General features: G+C 64.4%; 1 protein-coding gene and 1 pseudogene. Both read right to left on the bottom strand.

Annotated features, from left to right (window positions below; genetic code table 11):
- Positions 1 to 209, bottom strand: a pseudogene (locus MPJ51_RS11040) (ABC transporter ATP-binding protein); the annotation flags it as partial.
- Positions 209 to 1,477 (bottom strand): flagellar M-ring protein FliF C-terminal domain-containing protein (locus MPJ51_RS11035; protein WP_298386152.1); only part of this gene is annotated, 1,269 nt, incomplete at its 5' end. The pseudogene MPJ51_RS11040 and the gene MPJ51_RS11035, both read right to left, overlap by 1 nt.

The following is a 1,477-nucleotide window of genomic DNA, read 5'->3' as shown; positions in this document are numbered from 1 at the left end:
AAGGACAGGTCCGACAGCGCACCGGACAGCTCGGCGCTTAGCTGGCCGCGCGCCTGATCCTGCGCCTGAACCGCGTCGTCCCACCCCGCGCCATAGCCATTTTCGAAGGCGGCAAGGCGTTGTTCTTCCAGCGCCTCATCGTCCAGCATATGCAGCGCCCCGGCGCCGGTCTGTACGGTGAAATCCTCAAGAAGGTGGGCAATCGACATCACACCTTCTCCTCGCTTTCCTCAAGCCAGCTGCGCAGGATCTCGACCGTCTCTTCCTGCTTGTCACCGATCATGGCGCGCAAGCGGTCAACCGCATCCTCACCTTGGCCATCGCCCAGCGCCGGCACGCCGCTTTCCACCTGAGCGGGCAGCGAGGTAAAACCCTGCGCATCATCGGTCGCAATCTCTCCGTCCAGATAGGCCGGGCGGTCCATCTCGGGCGCTGCGGCTGCGGGCAGCAGGGCCGGGGTCGTTGCGGCATTCGTCAGGATCGGCCGGATCACAAACAGACCCAAAACAAGGGAAACCAGAGCTAAAACACCCATCTGGATCAGAGACATCGCGTCCAGATGTATCTTTTGCCAGATCGACGCGGCCACAAGGGTTCCCTGCGGTTCGACCACCGGCAGGTCCAGCGATTTCAGCGTGATCACGTCACCACGCGCCGCATCGAAACCCACGGCCGAGGCGACCAGTTCCTCTAACGCGTCCAGTTCAGCCTGCGGCATGGGTTCAAAGGTTTCCGCCCCGTCCGGCCCGGCGCTGCGCACACCGTTGACCAGAACGGCCACGGTCAGGCGTTTGATCGCACCGGGCGCGCGATGCACCTCCAGCTCGGTCTCCGAGACCTCGTAATTCACCCGCTCGCGCGTCTGAGTCGCATTTGAATTGGATTCGTCGCCACCCGCCCCATCACCATCCGGCAGGTTCGACGCCACGGTCACATCCGCCGACTGGTTGCGCGCGCTGTCCGAGCGTTCCTCGACATCCGTGCTGATCGCCACGCGGCCATTTGGATCAAAACGCCGCTCGCGGATCGATTCGGTTTCGGTCACCGTGTCCACACTGACCTCGACCACCGCGTTTCCGGCCCCGACCCGGGCCTCGACCAAACGCATGACGCGTTCGCGCAGCTGGCGAGCCTTGTCATCGGCGGTATCGGCCGCCGCCGTCACCTCTTGCCCACCGATCACGGCCCCGTTCGAATCGACCACCGTCACGTTCTCGGGCGCCAACCCACTGACTGCCGAGGCGACCAGAAACCGGATCGCCTTGGCCTGATCGCCGGTGATCTGCGCGCCCGAGGGCACAAGATAGACCGAGGCCGTCGGCGCCACGCTGCGTTGAAACGGGTTGGCCGAGCCATTGGCGATATGCACGCGCGCCTGACTGACATGGGGGCTGCCGACAATTGTCCGCGCCAGCTCTCCTTCTTTCGCGCGCCAATAGGCGGCATCGAACATCTGCGAGGTGGTGCCGAACCCGCT

This window comes from Ruegeria sp. (genome assembly GCF_028066395.1).
Classification (GTDB): Bacteria; Pseudomonadota; Alphaproteobacteria; order Rhodobacterales; family Rhodobacteraceae; genus Ruegeria.
The sequence above is the reverse complement of the archived record's forward strand: the minus strand, read 5'-3'. Positions and strand labels throughout refer to the sequence as shown.